Here is a 17,782-nt window from a genome sequence, read left to right as displayed (position 1 = left end):
CGTCGAGCTGACGATAGCCCGTCACGGACGGTAGCATGGGCCAGTGGCCATTAATCACCTCCTTCACAACAATTCACAAGGACCGCCAATGTCGCGACCAAATGCCGAGACAGCCCGCCGGAGCACTCACGCAGAGCATTGATCAAGACTGCTTGCCACGCTGGCGCACCAGCCCTTCCAGCGTAAAGCGCGCCTGCATCAACACCACATCGCGCACCTGTTCCATTTCCTTCTGATTGATTTCGCTCCACTTGAGGGCCGTGAGCAGCTTGGGTTTCTGCACGCGAAACGCCAGGCCCTGGGTAAACAGCGCCATCGAGTGAATCACTGTGCGATCGTCCTCGACGGCAAAGCCGGCCAGCCGTGCGATCAACTGGCGGATCACCCGGCCAATGCGCAGCTTGAAGCGCTCTTCGAACGCCATTGTTGCGCTTTCCGGACACAGGCCGGCCTGATGCCGGTCGAGGAACGCGCGCCACGCGCTGGTCTGGGGGCTGTCCTGGATGGTCGAGACCACGGTGCCGAGAATGCCCAGCGACACCTCGATCAGTGCCGGGTCGCCGGATTCGGCATCGGCCAGGGCGGCTTCGGCAGCCTCCACACTGGGGGCCATTTTGCCCCATAGCAACCTGATCAAGTGTTCGACGCACTCCAGGTACACCCCTTCCTTGCCGTCGAAGTAGTACTGGATCGCCGGTGCATTCACCCCGGCGGCGGTGGCGATATCACGGGTGGATGCGCCGTCGTAGCCACGTTCGCCGAACACCGCGACGGCAGCTTCGACAATGCGTGCGCGGGTTTCCTCGCCCCGTTGGTAGCCCCCTTCGGCGGCTGGTTTGTGTCGTGCCATGGGCAACTCCCTTCGAATATCGGACCAAAATATACCAGTTGACAAAAATTCGCGAAGATTGGAATTTATACCACCCGATATAAATCCGGAGTGACCCGATGTCCGCTGCCCCTCCCTCCCCTCAGGTCATGCCTGAAGACACCGTCAACGGCCAGCGCGGCAAGGCGCGACGGATCCTGCTGAGCCTCGCCGGCGTGGCGCTGCTGATCGGTGTGTCGTGGGCCGCCTGGTGGTGGCTCACCGGGCGCTTCATCGAAACCACCGATGACGCCTACCTGCAGGCCGACAGCATCAGCGTGGCACCGAAGATCAACGGTTACGTGGCCGAAGTGCTGGTGGCCGACAACCAGAACGTGAAGCGCGGTGACATCCTGGTGCGACTCGATGCGCGCAAATACCAGGCCGTGAGTGACGAAGCCTCGGCGACCATTGCCGCCCGCGAAGCGGACTTTGCCAAGGCCCAGGCCGACCTGGTGCAGCAGGACTCGACCATCGCCGAAGCCCGTGCACAACTGCAAGGCGCCGAGGCCGACGCACGCCATGCCCAGACTGAAGTCGCCCGCTACGCGCCGCTGGCCCGTTCGGGCGCAGAGCCGGAAGAACGCCTGGCGCAGTTGAACAACCAATTGGCGCAGGCCCGCAGTACCGTGGCCGCCAAACAGGCCGCGTTGCGCTCCAGCCAAACCCGCTACGGGACGCTCCAGGCCCAGCTCAAGCAGGCCCAGGCGCAGCTCGGCGTGGCCCGTGCCAGCGAAGCGCAAAGCCAACTGGACGTCGATGACGCAGTGATCCGCAGCCCGCTGGATGGCCGTATCGCCGACCGCGGCGTACGCGTCGGCCAATACGTGCAACCGGGCACACGCCTGTTGACCGTGGTGCCGCTCAGCGCCATTTACCTCACGGCCAACTACAAGGAAACCCAGATCGGCGAGATGCGCGCCGGGCAGTCGGTCAGCGTGCATGTGGACGCACTGCCCGGACGCACGCTGCAAGGCCATATCGACAGCCTTTCACCGGGCACCGGCGCGCAATTCGCCTTGCTGCCGCCGTCCAACGCCACCGGCAACTTCACTAAAATCGTACAACGCGTGCCGGTGCGCATTGCCCTGGACGTGCCGGATGAGGTGCGCACGGCCTTGATGCCGGGCCTGTCGGCGACCGTGGAAGTGGACACCCGCACCCACGACGCGGACGCCCACCATGGCTGAAGCGCTGATGGCCGAGGTGGCCGCCGAGAAACCGCGCAATGCCTCGCTGACCGACTGGATCGCCGTCGCCGCCGGGGCACTGGGGGCCTTGCTGGCCACCCTTGACGTGTCGATCACCAACTCGGCGCTGCCGCAGATCCAGGGCCAGATCGGCGCCACCGGCACCGAAGGCACTTGGATCGCCACCGGGTACCTGATGTCGGAAATCGTCATGATCCCCCTCGCCGCCTGGCTGACCCGTGTGTTCGGCCTGCGTCGGTTCCTGATCGGCACGGCCTTGATGTTTACCCTGTTCTCGATGTTCTGCGGCCTGTCCTCCAGCCTTGGCGCGATGATCGCCGGGCGTATCGGCCAGGGCTTTGCCGGCGGCGCCATGATCCCCACCGCACAGACCATCGTGCGCACGCGCCTGCCCCCGCACCAACTGGCGATTGGTACAACGATGTTCGGCATGACGGTGATCCTCGGCCCGCTGCTGGGCCCGGTTATCGGCGGCTGGCTCACGGAAAACATCAACTGGCGTTGGTGTTTCTTCCTCAACCTGCCCATCAGCATTGCGTTGATCACCTTGCTGATCACCGGCCTGCCCACCGAGCGCATGAACCTGCAACGCTTCATCAGTGCTGACTGGCTGGGCATTCTGGGATTGGCCATGGGCCTGAGTTCGCTGACGGTGGTGCTTGAGGAAGGTCAGCGCGAACACTGGTTCGACTCGCTGCTGATCACCTGGCTGAGCGTGACTACCCTGGTCGGTTTTTTCCTGATTGCGGTCGGCCAGTTCCGTTCCAGCACGCCGATCCTGCGCCTGCCGTTGTTGCTCAATAAAAGTTTTGGCGGCGTGTTGTTGATCGCCACCACCGTCGGCGCCGGGTTGTATGGCACGGCGTACCTGGTGCCGCAGTTCCTGGGCCTGCTCTCCGGCTACAACGCCGAACAGTCGGGCTCGATCATGTTGCTGGCGGGCGTACCGGCATTTCTGTTGATGCCGATCCTGCCGCGCATGCTCGGGCGCTACGACCTGCGCTGGATGGTCGGCCTGGGCCTGCTGCTGTATTGGGGCAGTTGTTTTGTCGACACTCGACTCACCGCCGACAGCGTCGGCCATGACTTTGTCTGGTCCCAACTGCTGCGCGGCTTCGGGCAGATCCTGGTGATGATGCCCCTCAGCCAGTTGTCCATGCGTTCGGTCGAGACCAAGGATGCCGGTGATGCGGCGGGGCTCTACAACATGTCGCGCAACCTGGGCGGCACCATCGGCCTGGCGTTGCTGGGTGTGCTGATGGACCGCCGCAGCCACTTCCATGACGACCGTTTGCGCGAAGGCATCCTGGCCAACAGCCAACTGGCCCAGGACCACATGACCAGCAACACCGCCAGCTACCTGGCGCAAACCGGCGATGCCTCCACTGCGCAGTTGCAGACGCTCACCCAATTGGCCAGCGACATCGCGCGGCAAGCCTCGGTGATGGCCTACAACGACGCGTTCTACTTGCTGGGCCTCGCGATGCTTGCGTGCCTGCCCCTGATCTTCATTCTGAAAAAGCGCACGGTACAGCCATGATTGCTCGCTCCCTCCCCCTGCTCCTGTCCGTCGGCTTGCTGACCGCCTGCACCGTCGGCCCGGACTACCACGGCGCCCCCGACGTTGCGCCAAAAACCCTGGCAGCCGGTCACCTGCCCCATGCCGACAGTGCCGTCGGCACACCTGCCGTCGCTCAGTGGTGGCACGCCCTGGGTGATAAACAGCTGGACGCGCTGGTCAGCCAGGCTCTGCAAAATAGCCCTGACATCGCCACCGCCCAGGCCCGCGTGAAGCAGTCACGCGCCAGCCTCAGCGGGGCCCGGGCAGACGCGATGCCCAAGGTGACCGGCGACGCGGCACTGTTGAAACTGCGCTCGCCCGACACGTCGGCGCTGGGTGGCAGCGGCGGTGGCGGACGCGGCCCCTTGAACCTCTACCTTGCAGGCTTCGACGCCAGTTGGGAGGCCGACCTGTTCGGCGGCACCCGCCGGGCCGTCGAAGCGGCGCAGGCCGAAGCCGATGCTTCGCAAGCCCAACTGGCCGATGCCCAAGTGCAACTGGCCGCCGAAGTCGTGCAAGCCTACACCGACCTGCGCGACCAGCAGGCTCGGTTGGCCCTGGTGGACGCCAGCGTCGATATCGAGAACCAGGCCCTTGACCTTACCCGCCAACGCCGCAGTCGCGGAGTGGCCTCACAGCTGCAACTGGAGCAAGTGTTGACCCAGGCCGAAAACACCCAGGCCCAGCGCATGCCACTGCAAGCAGCCATCGTTGAATCCCTCGACCAACTGAGCCTGCTGTGCGGTCTGGAACCCGGCGAACTGGACAACCGCCTGGCCAGCACCAAAGCCCTGCCGAGTATTCCTGCCGAGGTACCTTTGGCCAATCCCGCCACCTTGCTCAAGGCCCGCCCCGACATCCGCGTCGCCGAACGCAAGCTCGCCGCCAGCAACGCCCAGATCGGCGAGAAAACCGCCGACTGGTTTCCCAAACTCAACTTCATGGGTGACTTGTCATTCTCCGCCGGCGACCCCGGCCACCTGACCCGCAAGGACAACGGCACCTGGCTGATCCTGCCCAGGCTGACCTGGAACGCCCTGGACTTCGGGCGTGTAGCGGCCAGCGTCAAAGGCGCCGAAGCGGGCCGCGACGAGGCCCTCGCCCAGTATAAAAGCGTGGTGCTGAGTGCATTGCGTGACGCAGACGTGGCACTGGCGCGCTACGGGCATCAACGCCAGAACGTGGTACTGCTGCGCAACGTGGAATCGTCCGCCGTGCGCGCAGCCGACCTGACACGCCAACGCTATCGCGCGGGTACTGCCAGCACGCTGGATTTGCTGGATGCGGAGCGCACGCGCTACCAGGCACAGGAGAGCCGGATTTCGGGGGACGCGGAGTTGCTGAAGGATTTTGCGTCGCTGCACAAGGCGCTGGGCTTGGGGTGGACATTGTGACATCCGCGCTTACACTCCCCTGGCAATCGGCTGACCGCCCTCCGCCAGGCACCGCGCCAGATGAGCATGAGGGATGGCATACCCATCGTCACCGACTCCACTCAAAAAAACATAACGCTGACCCTTGAGAAGAAGCCCTATCAGACGCTTTCTTTCCAATAACCGCGTTTTGAAAAAGGTCCCTATTGCGCAGCCGTTGACGCCTTCAAAAACTAGGGTCTGTATGAAAAGTCGTGAGCAGCGTGTCGGCATGGTCGGTATTTACCGGCCTGCGAGAGTATCTCTCTGGCCCGGCTCCCTCCCAAATGACGGCGTGAGCATCAGCGCTGATTCATGACCGCCCGGCTCCCGCTTCGCCCCAAGCGAGACTCTTATGGCATAATTTTTTTCTTAACCCATAAGGATGCCTCCGTACCCAGCATCGAAAGATTGTCAATCGTATTTTTGTTACTATTGTTTCCAGGCGCATTTTTTTATCATACGGCCATTGGCCTTAACTACATCTCGCCATTTCTGAATGGGTACATAAGCATCGTCGGAGCATTGGCGACAGCAGTACTTATGACGCATGCAACACTCACCCTGTTAAGTAAACAATCAATAGAAAAAAGAAACATCACTTTCCTGTTTTTCATGATGTTCTTTGGCGGTGTCTCTGCTTATCACTACCTCATCGGCCCGCACACAGAAAACGCGCAGAACAACCTTCTGCTGTTTGTAAACCTTGCAGCCTGCTACTTTATTTTCAAAAATATCAACGCCTTCGATAACAGCTATAAAAAGACCATTACATCACTGGGTCTTGCGATGAGCGCCGTCATCATTTATCAGTCCAACGACGGTGCCTTTGACTTAAGCGCGCACTCCGAAAACCCGTTATCGGTGGCTAATTACCAGACTATTGCACTGGCTTATATGCCCCCGATGATTTTGGCCATTGCAAAATCAACCTCCAGAATACAAAGATATATTTTATTCATCATTGCCGCCTCATGTCTGTATCTTAACGGCGCGCGAAGCGAATTCGTTGCCATCCTGATATTTTTCACCACTTTTGAGTCTTCGCTGTCCAACCGCAGAATACTGGAAGCACTACTCGTTACCATCGCCACAGCAGTAACGATTACCGCAGTCCTCACGTTCAGCGATGAGAGTTCGAACAATAGAACATTGAGACTGGCCAACCTGGCCGAAGACAACTCATCCATTGTCAGGGATCAGATTGCACAAGAAGGCTTATCAAAAATAATCGAAAACCCTCTATTGGGCGCCTACGGAAACTATGAACCTGGCTTGTATATACACAATATATTGTCCGCGTGGCAGGACCTGGGTTTATTCGGCTTTATCTATTTCTGTCTGATGCTGGCCATTCCGCTGGTTTATTTCACACGGCAATCCTTGCTGAAACGTCAAAAATCAAAAGACGTCGCGCTGTGCATCGGCATGCTCGCCACTACCTCCGTTCTACTGCTATACGGAAAGTATTTTGCTTATCCTTTGGTGGCTATCACGCTGGGGATGGTGTCCAGCAGAAGTCGGATAATGAAGGCGCCCCACTCCAACTCATTGCATGCTGTTTCATGATGGCCGGCGCGCAATTTTCACCGAAGAGTTGAACGCTCAGGCCTATCGTTGTTGCAGAACGCCCCCTGAATCCAGAGCAATAAAAAACCCCGTAGACGTTAATCTACGGGGTTTTCAAGAGTGGAGGCCGAGGTCGGAATCGAACCGGCGTAGGCGGATTTGCAATCCGCTGCATAACCATTTTGCTACTCGGCCTCAAACGATCAGTGCTTTTACAATCAACACTCACCGCGTAAAAACTTGAGTGGGCTTTAAACCCTGTCTCTACTCTAACTCATTGAATACATTGAAGTTTTTAATGCTTCGATGCGTTCGATGGGCGCCATTATGTACGTATTTGCCAACCCGTGCAACCCCTTGATTTCAAAAATATTTCGGTTTGCCATCAAGGAGTTGCGTGGTCGGCCTACTCCTGGATCCGTTGCTCTTGGTACTGGGGATCGGCCTTGATCTGGGCTTCGGTAAAGGGCAACGGGCTGAGTGTTTTCCGGGAGAACGCTTCGGTCTGGTCCTTGAAGTGCGGGGAAGCCGGATTGCTCGACAAGGAAAACGCCAGCACGCCCAGGGCATGGGGGCCTTTTTCGTCGAAGGTGACGATTTGCAGGTAGCTGCTGCCGCTGACCACTTCACGCTTGCCGTCGGCCCGGGGCACGCTTTGCATCGCGTTGTAGATCCCCAGTTGCTGAGGGCCGCCATGGATCGGCGTCTGGCCGGACACCTGCACATCGCCCCAGTGGCTGTCCGCCGTCAGGCCGAGTTTGGCCACCTCGGCACTCGACGCCAGCATGGCGTTGCGCAGCGCCTTGGCCACCGGCTCACGCTCGATGGCCAGGCCACGCGGCGTGGTCAGGGGTTGCGTCGGGTCGAAGGCGACGCGCCAGGCATCGGGGATGGCCTGCAGTTGTTCCACCAGGTCGGTGAAGTGCACCAGGCCCAGGCCGCTGTCGAGGTTCGCGCGCTGGTCCCAGTCTTTCAGGCTGGTGCACAGTGGTTGCAAAGTACTCGCGTCAGTACCGAGGTGCTTGGCGCAGAATTCCAGCAGATCAGGCATGACCTGGCTCGCCAGGTACACCTCGTTGTCCATCACCATGTTTTGCAGATCGACCACTGTGATCGGCTGCTTTTCCAGGGATTGCAGACGCTGTAGGGCAAACCGCGCGCGCGGCCCCAGGCCGATTTTGTCCTGGCTGATCAGCGGTGAAAAACCTGTGAGCGGCGCCTTGGGGTTGGCCAGCCACGCCGAGTCGTTGGAGTGCTGGACGTAGTCGGTGCGTTCCAGTTGCGGCAGTTGGTCTGCGGCAAAAATACCGGCCTGGGCCGCGCGCGCGTCAACGTCCCAGGCGCAGGCGCCATGGGCACCGTCCAGCAGGATCAATTGCAGGCCCGCACGCGGATCGCTGCATTGAGCCAGTTTGGCCGCGCTGACGTTGGGCACCACCGACAGGTTCATGTACAGGCTTTGGCCCTGGTCATCGGCGGCCAGGGTGTTGACCCACGGGATACCTTGCAAGGTGTGCACCGAGGTTTGCAGCTCTTTGAGGCTGCCGGCACGGTTCATCGCGTACCACTGTTGCAGCACACGGTCGTTACCAAGGTTGGCGTCACGCAGGCTGAAGGCGTAGTGAGTGTCCCAGTCCAGCTTGCCGGGCCATTGCACCACCGGGCCAAACTGCGAACTGTAAACCGTGTGCGGTTGCGCCTTGAGACTGCCATCGGCCTGTTTGACCTGCACCGTCAGGGTGGTCTTGTCCAGGGGGATGGATTTGCCGTCCAGCAGGTAACGCGTCGAATCCTTGGGGTCCAGCGTCAGACGGTACAACATGAAGTGCTTGGACGTATCGACCGTATGGGTCCAGGCCACATGCTGGTTGAAACCGATGTTCACCACCGGCAGGCCCGGCAGCGCAGCCCCCATCACATCCAACTGGCCAGGAATGGTCAGGTGCATCTGATAGAAACGCATCCCGCCCACCCACGGAAAGTGCGGGTTCGCCAGCAGCATGCCGCGGCCATTGAACGAACGGTCACGGCCCACGGCCACTGCATTGCTGCCGCGATCCAGGCTGAAGCGTTGCTGTTGGGCCGTCGCCAGGGCAAAAGCCTTGGCATCGGGCTGCACGCTGGCCGTCGCCTGCGGCGGCGCCGCGCCCACCAGCGCTTCGGCGAATTGACCAACACCGCCTTCCACCAACAAGCGACGGGTCAACTTCACCAGGTCTTCAGCCACCAGCGGTCGCACCCAGGCTGCCTGGCACTGCACGGGCGCGCCCTGCTCTTTCAGGTATCGGTTGTAACCGGCGACATAGCCTTCGATGCGCTGCCGGATCTGCGGGCTTTGCGCTTTCCAGAACGCCGCAACGGCCTGGGGTGAGTTGAGCCAGGTGAAAAACACATCGCTGGCCAGGTTGTTGCGTTCTTCGAGGGTCGCTTGCTCCGGGCCGAAGAACTGGGCGCGCTGGCCATTCACCGTGACCACTTCATTGGCCAGCAGGCACAGGTTGTCCTGGGCGTAGGCATAACCGATGCCGTAACCCAGGCCGCGCTCGTCGCTGGCACGGATATGGGGCACGCCGAAGCTGGTGCGACGGATGTCCGCCGACGCCTGTGTCACCTGTTCCCGTGCCGAGGCGGCCAGGCTCAGCCCCAGCATCACACCCGCCATGCACACACCGGACAACCGCTTGGAAATAATCACGCAGACTCCACAGTCAAATTGAACACCCTCACAGGGCAGTTACCCCACCGTAAGAACGCACACAATCGGGATTAATTTAGCGCGGGCCGCCGTTTATTTAAGGCGTTCAACGGGACGCAACATGGGCATCGACAAAATTTCTACACACATCCGTTCATGATTTTGCTCGCTCGTTCGTCTTATTACTAAGAGCGCCATCATTTTCCTGATCAGGCTCTGATAAGGAGTTTTTTGCATGTACAACCCGCAACTGCCCACGGATGGACATTCAGCCACTGCCGACGCCAATTTCAGCGGCGGCGCCCGTGCGTTCGGCAAAGCGCCCGAACAGCAGGGCAACCAACGTATTCGTCACTTGCTCAAATGTTTCGGGCTACGCACCAGCCTGATTCGGCTGAAGGTCATCGACGCCTTGCTCACCGCAGCCGACAACCAGCGCACCCTGGGCGTGCGCGGCGTGCACAGCCATTTGATGGAGCTGGGCATCCCGTTGTCGTTTCTCAGCGTGCGTGAAGTGCTGAAGCGTCTGTGCAGCGAAGGTGTGATCACCCTCAACGCGGATAAAAGCTACAGCCTCCATGAAGAGGCTGCCAAGGTACTCGAAGGTCGGCCTGACTGATTAACGCCAGGCTCATTGCCTCACATTCAGAGCTTGACCTTGCGGCGCATGATGCCGTTGATCACCACCACGACCACAGCGATTGCAATGGCGATGGTCTGGAACGTCTTCTCACTGATCACGCCGATGTTCTGCAGGTAGGACAGGCCAAACATCGAGGCCAGTACGGCCAGGGCGATCAGAATCGAATACTTCAAACGTTGCTTTTGTGTCATGACGGGTTCCTGAACCTGAAAAATGTAGCCGGTGCCAAGCGCCGGACCCGCCCTGCGTACAACGGCGAACGGATCCGACAGGCGCCCATGGTACAGGAAACTCTGGCCCGGCCAATCAACCGCCATGCACCCAACGTTGATGCAGCCAGCGGGCGAACGCATCCAGCGCGAACCCCAGCAGCCCGATCAGCAATACCATCGCCATCAGTTCCGAATAGGCCAGGCGATCCCGGGTGTCGAGGATGTAATAGCCAAGCCCTGCACTGACACCCAGCATTTCGCACGGCACCAGTACGATCCACAGAATACCGATGGCCAAGCGCACACCCGTCAACACATGCCCCACCACACCGGGAATGACCACCCGCCGCAGAGTTTCCCAACGCGTCGCGCTCAGGCTTTTGCTCAGTTGCAGCCAGCGCGGGTCGAGTTGCCGAACGCCAGCGGCGGTGTTGAGCATGATCGGCCACACGGCGGCAAAGGCCAGCAGGAAGTAGATCGGCTGGTCCCCTACCCCCATCAGCATCACCACGATCGGCATCCAGGACAGCGGCGAGATCATCCGCAAAAACTGGAACGCCGGCGTGGTCGCCGCCTCCAGATTGCGCGAACTGCCCACCAGCAGCCCCAGCGGCACGCCCACCAGCAACGCCAGAAACAAGCCGACGAAGATGCGCTTGAGGCTCACCGCCACGTGCAGGTACAACTCACCTCGCCCCAGTAACTCCCACAGACTGCTGAAGGTGGCCGCTACGGAAAAGCGCGCCGACAAGCCGTCGGCCGCCCCGAATATCTTCACTCCCAGCCACCAGAGCACCACCAGGGCGGCCAGACCGCCCAGTCCCAGCAAAGCGCCCGGGATTTTGCTGTTATTCAAACGCCAATCTCCTCGTGCCGCTCAAAGCCGTCCGGCAAACCGAAGGTTTTCATGCCGCCCACTGCCTGGATGGCATTGCGCACGAAGCGGTCATCCACCAGGTCCTTGGCGACGAACGCCGGGTCGAGGTCGGCGAGGAATTTCTTGTCGCCCTCGATCAGCGTGTCTTTCAAACGGCGCACCAGCTCTTCGGTGTAACTGGGGAACGGATAAGGCTGAAAGTCGATGCGGTGCTCGTCCCAGTTGGCGTGCTGGATCGCCCCATCGGCCAGGTACGCCGCACGATCGGCCGCCACCGGCGCCAGCACCTTGCTCAACACCGGCTCGGCATGTGGGGTGTAGCGGTTCGGGCCGTCCTTGGACAGCAGTTTGACTGCCTCTTCGCGATTATCACGGGTCCACACCTGGGCCTTGACGATGGCATTGACCACCTTCTGCGACCACTCCGGACGATTGGCCAGGTCGTGTTCATGCATGAACACCACGCAGCACGCATGATTGCGCCAGACATCGCCGGTAAAGCGTTGCACACGACCGACCTTGAGGTTCTCCGCCAAGGCATTGAACGGCTCGGCGACGATATACCCGTCGATGCGCTTGCTGGCCAAGGCTGGCGGCATGTCCGACGGCGGCAGCACGACCAGGTTGACTTCATTGGGCGCAATCTCGCTGCCCGTCGCGCGAGCCACCGGCGTCAGGCCGTTGTCGCGAAACAGCTGTTGCACCACCACGTTATGGATCGAATACCAGAACGGAATCGCCACCGACTTGCCGCCCAACTGCTTCACGTCGGTAATGCCCGGTGCCACCGTCAGCCCCGAGCCGCCCACATGGTTCCAGGCCACTACCTTGGCCGGCACCTTGCTGCCATAGCGCGCCCACACGGTCATCGGCGACAACAGGTGAATGACGTTGACCTGGCCGGAAATGAACGCCTCGATCACCTGCGCCCAACTGCGCAGCAGTACCGGACGTTCAGCCTTGATGCCCTCGGCTTCGAACAGGCCATTGTTGTGCGCCACCAGCAAGGGCGTGGCGTCGGTGATCGGCAGGTAGCCGATGCGTACCGGTGCATCCGGCTCGCTGGCTGCGCGGGCCTGCAGGCTGCTCAACAACGGGAGGGCACCGGCGGCACTGAGCACCGCCGAGAGTTTGAGAAAGTCGCGGCGCGAGTGGGTCAGGTCATCCAGGCACATGGGCAGGCTCCAGCAGATCAAGAGGGTTGGGTTGAGGGCGGCTCGCCTGCCGTAGGGTTTTGAGAATGTCGATACGCAGCGCGCCAATGGCTTCCACCTGTTCTTCGCGCGGGTGCGCCAGGTCGATGTGCCATTCGCCGAGGGTCCGCGCCGGGCGGTTGCCCAGTAGCAGAATGCGGTCGGACAACAGCAGCGCTTCGTCGATGTCATGGGTGATCAGCACCGCTGCCGAACCCTGCTCGCGGTTGACCTTGAGCAACAGGTGTTGCATGTCGGCACGGGTCACTTCATCGAGGGCACCGAAGGGTTCGTCCAACAGCAGCACTTGCGGCTGGCGCGCCAGACAGCGGGCCAACGCGGTGCGCTGGGCCATGCCGCCGGACAGTTGCGCCGGAAACTGCTGACGCGCATGTTCCAGGCCCACCGCCGCAATGGCATGGTCGACACGGCGCCGACGCTCGGTGCTGCTCAGGTGCGGTTGTCGGGCGAAGTCCAGGCCGAACGCGACGTTTTTCTCCAGGTTCAGCCACGGCAACAGGCTGGGGTCCTGGAACGCCACCGCTACCCGCGGATGTGGCCCGTGCAAGGCTTCGCCGAGGGCCTGCACGCTGCCGCCCTGGGGGGCCTGCAAACCGGCGAGCACCCGCAACAGGCTGGACTTGCCTACGCCGCTGGGGCCGAGGATCGACACCACTTCACCCGGCTGCAATTGGAGGTCAAAGCCCTGCAACACTGGCCCGCTGGCGTACCCCAGGCAAACGCCCCGGGCGCTCAATACCGCCGCACTCACAGGCCGGCCTGACGTTGCAGTTCGGTGCGCAATTGCACCAGGCTGGGCGTCACGATCGGCACAAACGCCGACTCGCGCCAGCGCCGCGCAAAACCGCTGCCATGGGCCGTGAGGTAGGCCTTGCCGCCACTGGCCTGCAATTCGAGTTGCACGGCGCTGGCCGCCGTTTCGGCCAAGGCGATGCGCAGCTTGAACAACGGCACCGGCTCGGCGGCGAAGCGCTCGGCGAGCAGGCCTTTCTTGAGCTCGGTGACCAAATGATCAAGGGTCACCCGCAGGGCTTCCAGCTCTTCGCGCAGCACGGTGCGGCTGGCGCCCAGGTGGTTGGCGACTTCCGCCAGGGAGCGCCGGGCCAGGCCGATCGACATACCGCACTGCAACCCCAGGAAGGCTGGGCGTACTGCCGGCAAGAATTTGCGCGCATCGTCATGCAGCAACCAGTCGCGACTCAGTTCCACGCCTTCCAGCCCCAACGCTGCGGTGTTGCTTGATTGCAGGCCGAGCAGTTCCAGGTCACGGGAGCGTTGCAGACCGGCCACCGAATCCGGGATCGCCAGGATAAACGGCGCGCCACCGGCGGCATGCTCGATGGCCGCCGCCGCCACAAAGCCATTCTTGCGCAGGTTGGTCACCCAATGCAGGCGACCGTTGAGCGTCCAGCCATCCGCCGTAGGCTCGGCGCTGATTTGCAGGCTCTCGATCCCCGACAGAAACTTCATCGCATTCGACAGCCCGGTGGCACCGGCCAGGGTGCCGTTGAGCAAGTCCGGCATCAGTTGCTCACGCAGCCGCGCGTTGGGACTTTGCAGCAGGTATTCGATAAAGGAACGCTGGCCCCAGCAGACAAACGCCGCCGCCAGGGAATGGCTGGCGACATTGGCGATGGCTTCCACCGCCCCCGTGACATCACCGCCCAGCCCGCCAAGCCGAGTGGGCACGCCAATGCGTAGCACATTGGCTTCGGCCAGGCGGGGTAACACATCCTGTGGATCGCAACTGCCCACGTCCAGGGCCTGCGCTTGAACATCGAGCCAACGGCTCAAGATAGGGTCAAGCATGGGTGTTTCTCCTTTTTACAGCGGTAGACCTTCACAAACGCGTACGCGCCTTCAGCTTGCCGGCTTTTCCCAACGGTATTGCGCCAGCTCCGGGTTCAGCGGGGTACGGGCAAACACGTTAGCGAAGTTGCACAGGGTTGCCAGGCTCACGCCCAAAATAACTTCCAGGGCCTGGCCGTCGGTGTAACCAGCCGCGCGGAAGGCTTCAAAACCTGCATCGCTGACATCGCCACGGGTGGCGATCACTTCACGGGTGAAGGCGGCGAGTGTCTCATAACGGGCATTGGGCAATTCGCCGCGCTGGCGCAGCGCCTCGATCACCTCTTCGGGCAGCTTGGCCTTGTTGCGCGCCACGGCGGTGTGGCCGGCCACGCAGAAATCGCAGCCATGGGTGGTGGCGGCAATCAACTGCACCACCTCACGGTCGGCCAGGCTCAGTTCCGATTTGGCGTTAAGGCCCGACACGGTGATGTAGGTTTCCAGCGCTGCGGGCGCATTGGCCAGCACCGCCAGCAGGTTGGGAATGAAACCCGAGGCTTTTTGAGCGTTTTCCAGGAAAGGTTTGGCGGCTTCGGGTGCGGTTTCAGGGGTGAGCAAAGGTACGCGGGACATGGAGTGGTCTCCTGATGGGTTCGTGCCTCCAGTCTGTTGGTTATAAAAAATCGTCTCAATAGGCTAAAGTAGCGATTACTTGCTCTTGAGTCTTTCCGTTAGATGAATTCGTCCAGTGCACTTGTCGATTGGTTATTAGATAGCCTCGAGTTCAACACCAATCTCTTTCATGTCGGCCGCTATTGCGGCGATTGGCACGCGAGTACCCACGGCCTGGCGAGCGCAAGTTTCCATCTGGTGGTCCAGGGCCAATGCTGGCTGCACCTCGAAGGCGACACCACGCCGCACCGCCTGGACAATGGCGACGCGGTATTTCTGTTGCGCGACCTGGCTTATCGGCTCTCCGGAGAACCCACCGCAGAAGGTGCACAGGAATGCCCGCGCCGCCCGATGCTGCCGCTGGACAGCAGCGCCAGCGACGGCGTGGGGCTGGTCTGCGGTTTTTTCCACTTCCAGTCCGGACTCTCGGCGATGATCGTCGACACCCTGCCCGCCTGGATCATTCTGCGCGCGGGCGACCCGTCGCTCACCGCGGCGCGCAACCTGTTCGAACTGATCCTGCAAGAGTGCGAGCTTGCCCCGACGCCCTCACCCGCCCTGCTCGAACGTTTGTGTCATTTGTTGTTTCTGTATGTGTTGCGCCAACAGGTGCGAGATAACGCCGAGCTCGGCGGGCTTGCTGCACTCGGCCGCCAGCCGGCGTTTGCGGGCTTGCTGGAGCAATTGATCGCCCGCCCCGCCGACGCCTGGACCCTGGAAAGCATGGCGGCCAGCACCGGCCTGTCGCGCTCGGCATTCTTCAAGCGCTTCAACGAACTGTGCGGGCAATCGCCGGGGCAGGTGCTGTTGATGATGCGCATGCGCCACGCCTGCCAGCTGTTCAAGGGCAACCAGACCGTGGCGGAGGTGTCGTTGGCGGTGGGTTATCAATCGGTGGCGGCGTTTACCCGGGCATTCCACAAGGTCACCGGGCAACAGCCGGGGGCGTATCGCAAGGCGCAGGGCTAGCGCCGCAACCCGGTGGTGGGCTCGGCACAGAGTTCCACCAGCCAGTCCACGAATACTCGCACGCGTCGGGACAACTGACGGTGCGGTGGGTACAGCGCCGAGAGCGCCATTTTGGGCACCGCCACCTGAGGCAACACCTCCACCAGCGTGCCGGCAGCCAGTTGACGCATGGCGTGATAATGCGGCGCCTGAATCAAACCGAATCCCGCTTCGCACGCGGCGAAATACCCATCGGAGCTGTTCACCGCCAAGCCCTTTTTCAAATTTACGCTATGTAACTGGCTGCCTACCTGGAACTCCAGGCCAAAGCGTTTACCGCTGACACTGGAAACGTATTCCACCATCTGATGCTCAACCAGGTCATCCACTGAGCCCGGAACACCCTTGCGCGCCAGGTATTCGGGACTGGCCAGGGTCAGTTGGTCCATCATCGCCAGGGGCCGCGCCACCAGCGATTCATCCAGGGCCAGGCCACCGCGCAGCACGCAGTCCACGCCGTCACGGATCAAGTCCACCGGATGGTCGTTCAGGCCGATTTCCAGCTCGATCTGGGGATAACGCGCCGCAAAGGCAGGCAATGCCGGGATCACGATCAAGCGTCCGATGCCCGAGGGCATATTCACGCTCAAGGTACCGCTGGGGTTCTGGCGGCGGGTGGAAAACACCGCCTCGGTTTCTTCCAGGTCCGCCAGCAACTGCACGCACCGCTGGTAGTACGCTGCGCCATCCAGGGTCGGGCTGACTTGCCGCGTGGTGCGTTGCAACAGTTGCACCCCCAGATGCGCTTCGAGTTGCTTGATCAGCACGGTCACCGAGGCACGGGGCAATTGCAGGCTGTCGGCGGCCTTGGCAAAGCCTCGCAACTCGACGATCCGGGTGAACACGCGCATCGCGTTAAAACGGTCCAAATGACGACTCCCCCGGCCTGATTATTTAGATATTACGAATACTGATAGCACTTTTAGCCGGTTTATCTCGATTTTGTCGAGCGTAACAATGCAGCCCTACTCACCCAAGGAGCTGAACCCATGCACACCCGCCAACTCGGTACCCACGGTCCCCTCGTATCAGCCATCGGCCTCGGCTGTATGGGCATGAGCGATTTCTACACCCCCGGCGGCGACACCCGGGAAGCCACCGCAACCCTGCACCGCGCGCTGGAGCTGGGCGTCAACTTGCTCGACACCGCCGACATTTATGGCCCGCACACCAACGAAAGATTGATCGGCAAAGCCATTGCCGGCAAGCGCGACCAAGTGTTCCTGGCCAGCAAGTTCGGCATTCTGCGCGACCCGGCCAACCCCGCGTTGCGCGGTGTGAATGGCCGCCCCGAATACATCCGCACCGCTATCGACGGCACCCTGCAACGGCTGGGCGTCGACACCCTGGACCTGTATTACCAGCACCGCATCGACCCGAATGTGCCAATCGAAGAAACCGTCGGAGCCATGGCCGACTTGGTGCAACAAGGCAAGGTGCGTTACCTGGGCTTGAGCGAAGCCTCCGCCGCGACCCTGGAGCGCGCGCACAAAGTACATCCGATCAGCGCCCTGCAAAGCGAATACTCCCTGTGGAGCCGAGATCAGGAACACAACGGCTGCCTCGCCGCCTGCCGGCGCCTGGGCGTCGCCTTCGTGCCCTACAGTCCACTGGGCCGCGGGTTTCTGACCGGTGCACTGCAAAGCTCGGACGACTTCGGTGCCGATGACTACCGTCGCTCCAGCCCGCGTTTTCAAGGGGAGAACTTCGGCAAAAACCTTGAGCTGGTCAAACAGGTACAGCGGTTGGCCACCGACAAGGGCATCAGCGCCGGGCAACTGGCCCTGGCCTGGGTGCTGGCACAGGGTGATTTCATCATCCCGATCCCCGGCACCAAGCAACGTAAATACCTGGAGGAAAATGTGGCAGCGGTTTCGATCCGACTCAGCCCGAGCGAGCTGGCGACACTGGAAGCGATCTTTCCATTGGAAGCCACGGCCGGCTCGCGCTACCCGGAAGCGGTCATGGCGATGCTGAATATCTGACCCGGAGAGCGCCTCCGAAAAAGGCGCTCTTTTTTAGCACGATCGTACCTAAAGCTCCTCCCTCCCA

Annotated in this window: 16 protein-coding genes and 1 tRNA gene; 7 read left to right on the top strand and 10 right to left on the bottom strand. The window is 61.4% G+C overall.

Annotation, left to right across the window (positions count from 1 at the left end; genetic code table 11):
* Positions 1-142: 142 nt before the first annotated feature.
* Entirely contained in the window at positions 143-850 is a 708-nt protein-coding gene (locus ACW9IB_RS00495) for a CerR family C-terminal domain-containing protein (RefSeq protein WP_457364360.1), read from the bottom strand.
* 98 nt (positions 851-948) lie between these two features.
* Between ACW9IB_RS00495 and ACW9IB_RS00490 the strand changes: the two genes are divergently transcribed.
* From ACW9IB_RS00490 to ACW9IB_RS00475, 4 genes are all read left to right on the top strand, one after another.
* Entirely contained in the window at positions 949-2,058 is a 1,110-nt protein-coding gene (locus ACW9IB_RS00490) for an HlyD family secretion protein (RefSeq protein ID WP_457411774.1), read from the top strand.
* Positions 2,051-3,619: a DHA2 family efflux MFS transporter permease subunit gene (locus ACW9IB_RS00485; RefSeq protein WP_457411772.1), complete on the top strand. Its 1,569-nt coding sequence runs from the start codon at positions 2,051-2,053 to the stop codon at positions 3,617-3,619. Before ACW9IB_RS00490 ends, ACW9IB_RS00485 begins: the two co-directional genes overlap by 8 nt.
* Positions 3,616-5,034 (top strand): efflux transporter outer membrane subunit, encoded by a 1,419-nt coding sequence (locus ACW9IB_RS00480; RefSeq protein WP_457411771.1) that lies wholly within the window; start codon positions 3,616-3,618, stop codon positions 5,032-5,034. The genes ACW9IB_RS00485 and ACW9IB_RS00480 overlap by 4 nt, the downstream gene beginning before the upstream one ends.
* Positions 5,035-5,367: 333 nt before the next feature.
* The gene (locus tag ACW9IB_RS00475) at positions 5,368-6,621 is read left to right on the top strand and encodes an O-antigen ligase family protein (protein WP_457411769.1); all 1,254 of its coding nucleotides are present in this window, start codon (positions 5,368-5,370) and stop codon (positions 6,619-6,621) included.
* Between the two features lie 121 nt (positions 6,622-6,742).
* On the opposite strand, the gene ACW9IB_RS00470 is transcribed toward ACW9IB_RS00475, so the two are convergent.
* Together ACW9IB_RS00470 and pvdQ are read right to left on the bottom strand one after the other, a co-directional pair.
* Positions 6,743-6,816, bottom strand: a tRNA-Cys gene (locus tag ACW9IB_RS00470).
* A 211-nt stretch (positions 6,817-7,027) separates the two neighbouring features.
* Positions 7,028-9,316 carry a bifunctional acylase PvdQ gene (gene pvdQ, locus ACW9IB_RS00465; RefSeq protein WP_457411767.1) on the bottom strand — a complete coding sequence of 763 codons (2,289 nt, stop codon included), beginning with the start codon at positions 9,314-9,316 and terminating at the stop codon, positions 7,028-7,030.
* Between the two features lie 235 nt (positions 9,317-9,551).
* Here pvdQ and ACW9IB_RS00460 point away from each other — a divergent pair, with 235 nt between their 5' ends.
* Positions 9,552-9,935: a fe2+ zn2+ uptake regulation protein gene (locus ACW9IB_RS00460; protein WP_457364354.1), complete on the top strand. Its 384-nt coding sequence runs from the start codon at positions 9,552-9,554 to the stop codon at positions 9,933-9,935.
* Positions 9,936-9,961: 26 nt separating this feature from the next.
* On the opposite strand, the gene ACW9IB_RS00455 is transcribed toward ACW9IB_RS00460, so the two are convergent.
* The 6 genes from ACW9IB_RS00455 to ACW9IB_RS00430 form a co-directional block, all read right to left on the bottom strand.
* The gene (locus tag ACW9IB_RS00455; protein WP_105521727.1) at positions 9,962-10,150 is read right to left on the bottom strand and encodes a hypothetical protein; all 189 of its coding nucleotides are present in this window, start codon (positions 10,148-10,150) and stop codon (positions 9,962-9,964) included.
* 115 nt (positions 10,151-10,265) lie between these two features.
* On the bottom strand, positions 10,266-11,012 hold the full coding sequence (locus ACW9IB_RS00450; protein WP_457411953.1) for an ABC transporter permease: 747 nt from the start codon (positions 11,010-11,012) through the stop codon (positions 10,266-10,268).
* Positions 11,013-11,023: 11 nt separating this feature from the next.
* Complete coding sequence (locus tag ACW9IB_RS00445; protein ID WP_457411766.1) at positions 11,024-12,223, bottom strand: ABC transporter substrate-binding protein; 1,200 nt, start codon at positions 12,221-12,223, stop codon at positions 11,024-11,026.
* Positions 12,210-13,013 (bottom strand): ABC transporter ATP-binding protein, encoded by an 804-nt coding sequence (locus ACW9IB_RS00440; RefSeq protein ID WP_457411765.1) that lies wholly within the window; start codon positions 13,011-13,013, stop codon positions 12,210-12,212. Before ACW9IB_RS00440 ends, ACW9IB_RS00445 begins: the two co-directional genes overlap by 14 nt.
* Complete coding sequence (locus tag ACW9IB_RS00435) at positions 13,010-14,071, bottom strand: acyl-CoA dehydrogenase family protein (protein ID WP_457364351.1); 1,062 nt, start codon at positions 14,069-14,071, stop codon at positions 13,010-13,012. Before ACW9IB_RS00435 ends, ACW9IB_RS00440 begins: the two co-directional genes overlap by 4 nt.
* A 51-nt stretch (positions 14,072-14,122) precedes the next feature.
* Positions 14,123-14,683: a carboxymuconolactone decarboxylase family protein gene (locus ACW9IB_RS00430; protein ID WP_457364350.1), complete on the bottom strand. Its 561-nt coding sequence runs from the start codon at positions 14,681-14,683 to the stop codon at positions 14,123-14,125.
* 102 nt (positions 14,684-14,785) lie between these two features.
* On the opposite strand from ACW9IB_RS00430, the gene ACW9IB_RS00425 reads away from it, so the two are divergent.
* Positions 14,786-15,691, top strand: a complete 906-nt coding sequence (locus tag ACW9IB_RS00425) for an AraC family transcriptional regulator (protein ID WP_457411763.1) — start codon at positions 14,786-14,788, stop codon at positions 15,689-15,691.
* Here the strand turns inward: ACW9IB_RS00425 and ACW9IB_RS00420 are convergent.
* Positions 15,688-16,599, bottom strand: coding sequence for a LysR family transcriptional regulator (locus tag ACW9IB_RS00420; protein WP_457411761.1), 912 nt, complete (start codon positions 16,597-16,599; stop codon positions 15,688-15,690). The genes ACW9IB_RS00425 and ACW9IB_RS00420 overlap by 4 nt on opposite strands.
* A gap of 120 nt (positions 16,600-16,719) precedes the next feature.
* Between ACW9IB_RS00420 and ACW9IB_RS00415 the strand changes: the two genes are divergently transcribed.
* Complete coding sequence (locus tag ACW9IB_RS00415) at positions 16,720-17,715, top strand: aldo/keto reductase (RefSeq protein WP_457411760.1); 996 nt, start codon at positions 16,720-16,722, stop codon at positions 17,713-17,715.
* Positions 17,716-17,782: the final 67 nt, after the last annotated feature.

It is taken from the genome of Pseudomonas sp. SDO524_S393 (genome assembly GCF_054071875.1).
The sequence above is the reverse complement of the archived record's forward strand: the minus strand, read 5'-3'. Positions and strand labels throughout refer to the sequence as shown.